Annotated in this window: 6 protein-coding genes; 2 read left to right on the top strand and 4 right to left on the bottom strand. The window is 68.5% G+C overall.

Annotation, left to right across the window (positions count from 1 at the left end; genetic code table 11):
* The 3 genes from RMO04_RS16100 to dusB form a co-directional block, all read right to left on the bottom strand.
* Positions 1–186 (bottom strand): response regulator (locus RMO04_RS16100; RefSeq protein ID WP_309645788.1); only part of this gene is annotated, 186 nt, incomplete at its 3' end.
* Complete coding sequence (locus tag RMO04_RS16095) at positions 183–1322, bottom strand: ATP-binding protein (protein WP_309645787.1); 1140 nt, start codon at positions 1320–1322, stop codon at positions 183–185. The genes RMO04_RS16100 and RMO04_RS16095, both read right to left, overlap by 4 nt.
* Positions 1319–2329 carry a tRNA dihydrouridine synthase DusB gene (gene dusB, locus RMO04_RS16090; RefSeq protein ID WP_309645786.1) on the bottom strand — a complete coding sequence of 337 codons (1011 nt, stop codon included), beginning with the start codon at positions 2327–2329 and terminating at the stop codon, positions 1319–1321. The genes RMO04_RS16095 and dusB overlap by 4 nt, the downstream gene beginning before the upstream one ends.
* A 90-nt stretch (positions 2330–2419) precedes the next feature.
* Here dusB and RMO04_RS16085 point away from each other — a divergent pair, with 90 nt between their 5' ends.
* Positions 2420–3565 carry a bifunctional 2-C-methyl-D-erythritol 4-phosphate cytidylyltransferase/2-C-methyl-D-erythritol 2,4-cyclodiphosphate synthase gene (locus RMO04_RS16085; RefSeq protein ID WP_309645785.1) on the top strand — a complete coding sequence of 382 codons (1146 nt, stop codon included), beginning with the start codon at positions 2420–2422 and terminating at the stop codon, positions 3563–3565.
* Here RMO04_RS16085 and RMO04_RS16080 read toward each other — a convergent pair whose 3' ends face one another.
* Positions 3566–5812, bottom strand: a complete 2247-nt coding sequence (locus RMO04_RS16080) for a fused MFS/spermidine synthase (protein ID WP_309645784.1) — start codon at positions 5810–5812, stop codon at positions 3566–3568.
* An 82-nt stretch (positions 5813–5894) separates the two neighbouring features.
* On the opposite strand from RMO04_RS16080, the gene RMO04_RS16075 reads away from it, so the two are divergent.
* Positions 5895–6272: CinA family protein (locus tag RMO04_RS16075; protein WP_309645783.1), on the top strand; the 378-nt coding region annotated here is incomplete at its 3' end.

Below are 6272 nucleotides of genomic sequence, written 5' to 3'. Positions count from 1 at the left end.
CATGACCACGTCGGTGACCACCAGGTCTCCTTCGCCGTCCGAGACCCACTTCAGCAGTGTCGTCGCGTTGCCCGTCGCCCGAACCTGATAGCCCAGGCGGGTGAAAGCTTGGCTGAGAACCAGTCGAATTGAGGCGTCGTCGTCGGCGATCAGAATCTTCTTGTTGGCGTTGGCCGCGACGTTCATGCGGTGACGTCCTTTTGGGAAGCAACGGGGTCGTGGGAAGCGATGGGCAACAGCACGCGGAAGGTCGTGCGGCCGGGCTCTGACTCGAAATCGATCAGGCCGCCGTGGCCGGCGACCAGCTTGGCCACCAGGGCAAGACCAAGGCCCGCCCCGTGAGTCTTGGTGGTGACGAAGGGCTGGAACAGGCTTTCGCGCAGGTGGGCCGGGACGCCGGGACCGTTGTCCTGCACCCGGATCTCGAGGGGCGCGCCACGCAGGGCCTGCCCCCTGGCCGCGCGCACCCGAACGCCATGGCGATAGGCGGTGTGAACGGTGATCGCGCCACGGCCGTCGCCGCGCGAATGGGCGGCCTCGGCGGCGTTCTTCACCAGGTTCAGGAAGATCTGAATGAGTTGGTCTTCGTCGCCGAAGGCCGGCGGCAGGGAGGGATCGTAGTCGTCGGTCAGCGACAGGCCATCGGCCACGCCGTTGGCGGCCAGGGCTTTCACGCGGTCGAGGACCTGATGGATGTTGATTGGCTGACAATCCGGCAGGGCGTCGTCGGAGAAGGCCTCCATCCGATCGACCAGCCGCCGCACGCGATCGGTCTCATCGACGATGAGTTGGGCCAGCGGCGCGTCCTCGGCCTTTGCGCCGGACTTGAGGAGCTGGGCCGCGCCGCGAATGCCCATCAGGGGGTTCTTGATCTCGTGAGCCAGCATCCGGCCGAGGCCCACGATGGTGCGCAGGCCCGCGGCCTCCGCGCCGGTTCGCTCCCCGCCCAGCGAGCCGCCCTTGACGTGCAGGGTCAGCAGGACTGAACCGTCGGCCAAGGGCGCGGCGGCGCCATCGGCCTCGAAGGACGGATGGCCGAACAGGCTGATCTCGACGCCGCGCTCACGGACCGGGGCGCCTTCCTCGATGGCCCGGTTCAGCAGCGACACCAGGGCCGAGCCCGTCGGCAGGGCCGCGCCGAACCGACCCCGGGCCAGCAGGCTCAGGCCCTGACCAAACAGCCGCTCGGCGGCCTCGTTCACCGCCACCAGGGCGCCGTCGCCATTCACCACCAGGGCAGGTTCGGGAGACAGGTCGAAGGCCTGGGCCTTCAGCATCTCCAGATTCACGCTGCCTGGGGCCGATCTAAATTGCCCGTTCATGCCGCCAATCTCGTCAGGGGATCGCGCCACAGCGCGATCAGGCCACGTTCGACCTCTCCCGGCTCCTCCAGACGACAAAGCGTGGAGCGAGCGCTTCGCCGGGCCTCGGCCTCGTTGGGCCAAGGCGCGTTTTCGACATAGGCCGCCAGGTGTTTGCGGAAGATCCGCAAGCCCAGGCGGTCGCCGTAGAACTTGAGACTGTCGTTGAAGTGATCGAGAGCAATCGCCAGCCGCTCTTCGGGCGGCGGTGGGACGAAGTCTCGCCCATCGAGTTCGGCCTCGATCTGGGCGGCGATCCACGGACGACCATAGACGCCGCGCCCGACCATGACCGCGTCCGCGCCGGAGGCGTCCAGCGCCGCACGGGCGCTTGCGCCATCCACAATGTCGCCGTTGACCACCACGGGGATCGAAACCGCCGCCTTGACCGCGGCGACCGCGCTCCAATCGGCTGCGTCCTTGTAGAACTGGCAGCGGGTCCGGCCGTGGATGGTGACGGCTCGGACGCCGCGCGATTGCGCGCGTGCGGCGATGTCGGGCGCGTTCTTGCTCGCCTGGTCCCAGCCCAGCCGCATCTTGACCGTCACCGGAATGTCCGGAACCGCGTCAACCGCCGCCGCCATGAGGCGTTCAGCCAGGTCCGGGTCGCGCATCAGGGCCGAGCCCGAGAGGATGCCGGTGACTTCCTTGGCGGGACAGCCGAAGTTCAGGTCGATGATTTGGGCGCCGGCCTCCGCGGCCAGACGCGCGCCTTGCGCGATGTGGGCGGGATCGCGGCCGACGAGTTGCACGACCATCAACGGCAAGCCTTCGCCCACGGCGGCGCGACGCACGACGTCGGGCCGGCCCTTGGAAAACTCGGCGCAGGCGACCATCTCGGTGGCCACATAGGCCGCGCCCAGCTTGCTGGCCGCGCGGCGGAACGGCAGGTCCGAAACGCCGGTCATCGGCGCGATCCACGCGCGGCCGGCGACGGACACACCCCCGATATCGAGCTTACTGCTCATTTCTTACGCACCCCTATCGCACCCTTTTTAGGCATATTGTGCGGCGCCGTAAAGCCTGGACAGCCGAACGCCCTCGGTTAAACACAGGCCATGACGTTTTCGGCTGTGATCGTGGCGGCGGGATCTAGCACGCGGGCCGGCCCTGGGGCGCCCAAGCCATGGCGGATTCTAGGCGGACGCTCGATCCTACGCTGGTCGGTCGAGGCCCTGGCGCGGGCCGGCGCCGACGAGATTATCGTGGTGACCACCGCCGACAGGATGGTCGCCGCCGACGAGGCGCTGGCCGGCCTCTCTGGGTGGCGCGCCACGGTCGGTGGCGCCGCGCGGGCGGATTCCGTCCAGGCCGGACTTGCCGCCCTTACCGGCGCCGACGATCAATCGGTCCTGATCCATGACGCCGCGCGACCGTTTGTAACCCAAGGCCATGTGGACGCCCTGCTCGCCGCCCTGGCCGGGGCCGACGGCGCGGTCCCCGCCCTGCCCGTCGCGGACACCTTGAAGCGGGGTGACGGTGTGATCGCGGAGACCGTCGCCCGCGACGGCCTCTGGCGCGCCCAGACGCCCCAGGCGTTCCGGCTCGCGACCCTTCGTAGAGCCTACGCCGCCTGGCCGGCTGACGCCGAGCCCACCGACGACGCCGCCGTGGTCGAGCGGGCGGGCGGGCGGGTGGTGATGACGCCCGGCGATCCCATGCTGATGAAGCTGACCTACCCCGAGGACTTCGCCATGGCCGAACGGCTGATCGGTCAGACCCGCATCGTGCGGATCGGCCAGGGACTGGACGCCCATCGCTGGGGTCCGGGAGACGCTGTCTGGCTCTGCGGCGTCAGGATCGACCACGATGCGACGCTCATCGGCCACTCCGACGCCGACGCCGGCCTGCACGCCCTGACCGACGCCATCCTGGGCGCCATCGGCGAAGGCGACATCGGCGAGCACTTCCCGCCCTCCGATCCGCAATGGAGGGGCGCCTCGTCCGACCGCTTTCTTAGCCACGCGGTCGGCCTGGTGGCGGCCAAGGGCGGTCGCATCCTCAACGCCGACGTCACCCTGGTCTGCGAACGCCCCAAGATCCGGACCCATCGCGACGCCATGCGCCAGCGGCTGGCGGAGCTGATGAACCTGCCGCTCGACCGGGTCAGCGTGAAAGCAACCACGACCGAAGGCATGGGCTTTACCGGCCGCGAAGAGGGTCTGCTGGCCCAGGCGGTCGTCTCCGTCGAGACTCCCGCCTAGCTAAGGGAGCCAGGTCCAAGTCTCCTTGAGCTGGGCGTAAAGCGCCCCGACCAGGTTCATATAGTCGTCGGTCCAGGGGCGCGCCGCGGTCGGATCGGTTTGCTTCCAGCGCGGATCGGCTTCGTAGGGCTCAAGAGCCTTCAGGGTCTTGGTGATCAGGATCGCGTCCTCGGACGACTCCCAGAGCGCCGGGCTGCCCTCCGCCGCGTCGTGACGCTGGATCAGCGCGAATCCACCGGCCGCCTCGGCCACGGCCATTGCGGGGCTGCGCAGTTCCAGGTTTCGGTTCGACAGGTGCATGATCAGCACGCCGTCGGGCGCGAGCTTGGCGAGGTAGCCGCGCACGGCCTCGACCGTCAGCAGGTGGGCGGGGACGGCGTCGGACGAGAAGGCGTCGATCAGCAGGATGTCGAAGCTGTCGTTCGGCTGCTTGGCCAAGGTCAGGCGCGCGTCGCCCAGCACATAGTCGATCTTTCCGCCCGCGCAGGCGGTGGTGTAGCTGAAGTGCCTCGGATCGCTGGCGATCCGGATGACCATCGGATCGATCTCGAAGAAGGTCAGCCGATCTCCGGGCCGCGTATAGGCCGACACCGCCCCGGTGCCGAGCCCGACGGCGCCGAAGCGCAACGACTTGGGGCCAGCGTAGCCCCGCGTGAACACCTGGCCGATCGGGGTCTCGGGCGCGTAGTAGACCAGCGGCCGGCAGTCGTAGTCGGGATGCTGCGCCTGGGCGCCGTGCAGGGTCGTGCCGTGCGACAGCATCCGCACCTGGCCCTTCATGCCGGGCACGGGCATCTCGGACTGGCGCACCACCCCGAAGAAGCTGCGCCAGCTCTGGCGCACATCGACCTGGTCACCGACCACCTGTGCGCTGACGGAGATCATGACGATCAGGCCAAAGAACACGATCATGCGCCGGCGCGAGATGAAGGCCATCACCACGGCGATCGCGAAGGCGACCCGCACCAAGATCGCCATATCACTCTCAACGCCGTAGATCCCGGCCAGGATCGGCGCCACGAAGGTCGCCACGGCGCCGACCCCGAAGGTGATCCAGCGCCAGGGCTCGACAGGCCCCGAGCCGGGCCGGGCCAGGCACGCCAGCGCCAGGACCAGCGGATACTCCCAGACATTGTTGAAGATCACCGGGGCCAGGAAGGCGTTGAACGACCCGCCGACGACGCCGCCGAACGACATCCAAAGATAGAACTCGGTGAGGTGCGCTGGCTTGGGCCGGCGGGCGACCAGGGCCTGGTGGCAGATGAGCGCCGTCAGGAAAAACGCCGCCAGGTGCACGAACAACTGCAACATGAAGTTGGAATTCTTGAACGGCAGCAGTCCGGCGCAGGCGGCCACCGCGGCCGCCTGGAACAGAAGCGCCGTCGTCGGCGAGATCAGCGGCTTCTCGGAGAAGGCGATGATGAAGGTGCCCAGATAGAGCGCCAGGGGCACGACCCAGAGGAAGGGGGCCGAGGCGACGTCGGTCGTGATGTGGGTGGTCACCCCCAGCATGAGGCTGGAGGGAATGGCGGCCAAGGCGATCCAGACCAGCCGCTCACGCCAGGTCGGCGCGGGTCCAGCCTCGGCGACCGAGCTCGCGGCCGTGACCGAGCGGGCGCGGGAGACGGTCATGGCCAGACCGCCCATCAGGAGGATGAAGGTCCCGTAGCCGATGCTCCAGCCCAAGGTCTGGTTCTTCAGGGTCGCCAGGGGCTCCACCAGCACCGGATAGGCCAGCAGGGCCAGCAGGCTGCCCAGGTTGGACGCGGCGTACAGCACGTAGGGCTCGGCGCCCGTCTCGGCGTGGATCGTGCGCGCATGCCAGGCCTGGACCAGCGGCGCCGTGGCCGACAACACCGCGAACGGCGCGCCGACGGAAACCGCCAGCACACCGAGCAGCCACAGCGAGGGATGGTTGGAGCTGGGCTCCCCAAACAGCCCCGACACATGGAGCGGCAGGGCAAGGGCGGCCAGGAGAAGCGCGGCGATATGTACGATCGCCTGGGTGCGGATTGAGGCGACCCGCTGCAGAAGGTGGGCATAGCCGTAGCCGAACAGCAACGCCGTCTGGAAAAAGGCGATCGAGGTGTTCCAGACAGACGGGCTGCCGCCCAGCATCGGCAGGACCAGCTTGGCCACCATGGGCTGCACCATGAACACCAGGCCGGCGCTGGAGAAGATGGTGATCGCGAAGAGCGCGGGCGAGACGCTCGCTCCAGGCCGGGCGGCCGTATCAACAGGGGTCATGGGCTCGATTCGGCTTGTGTCGGCGGCAGCGGCGATGTTGTGGTCTCGCTTTCGCATTGGCTAGCCATTTGGAGTTCGCGTCATGTTTTCCCTGGAGATCGTCACCCTGGCGCGCCTGTTGATCGATGAAGCCCGCGAGCGGTCCCTGCGGATCGTCACCGCCGAGAGCTGCACGGGCGGGTTGGTGGCCGGCGCGATCTGCTCGATCTCCGGCGCGTCCGACGTCTTCGAGCGCGGCTTCGTCACCTATACCAACCGCGCCAAGCAGGAGCTTCTCGGCGTGCCCGGCGACCTGATCGCCGATCTGGGCGCGGTCTCGGAGCCGGTGGCCAGAATGATGGCTGAGGGCGCGTTGGAGGCCTCCAACGCCCATATCTCCGTCGCGGTCACCGGCGTCGCGGGTCCCGGCGGCGGCACGACCATGAAGCCTGTCGGCACCGTCCACATCGCCACGGCGCGG

Origin of the sequence: Phenylobacterium sp. (assembly GCF_031412415.1) — a bacterium.
Taxonomy (GTDB): Bacteria; Pseudomonadota; Alphaproteobacteria; order Caulobacterales; family Caulobacteraceae; genus Phenylobacterium.
The sequence above is the reverse complement of the archived record's forward strand: the minus strand, read 5'-3'. Positions and strand labels throughout refer to the sequence as shown.

Coding starts and splice junctions, on each gene's coding strand:
- RMO04_RS16095 (WP_309645787.1), bottom strand. CDS start 1,322: ATGAACGGGCAATTTAGATCGGCCCCAGGCAGCGTGAATCTGGAGATG.
- dusB (WP_309645786.1), bottom strand. CDS start 2,329: ATGAGCAGTAAGCTCGATATCGGGGGTGTGTCCGTCGCCGGCCGCGCG.
- RMO04_RS16085 (WP_309645785.1), top strand. CDS start 2,420: ATGACGTTTTCGGCTGTGATCGTGGCGGCGGGATCTAGCACGCGGGCC.
- RMO04_RS16080 (WP_309645784.1), bottom strand. CDS start 5,812: ATGACCCCTGTTGATACGGCCGCCCGGCCTGGAGCGAGCGTCTCGCCC.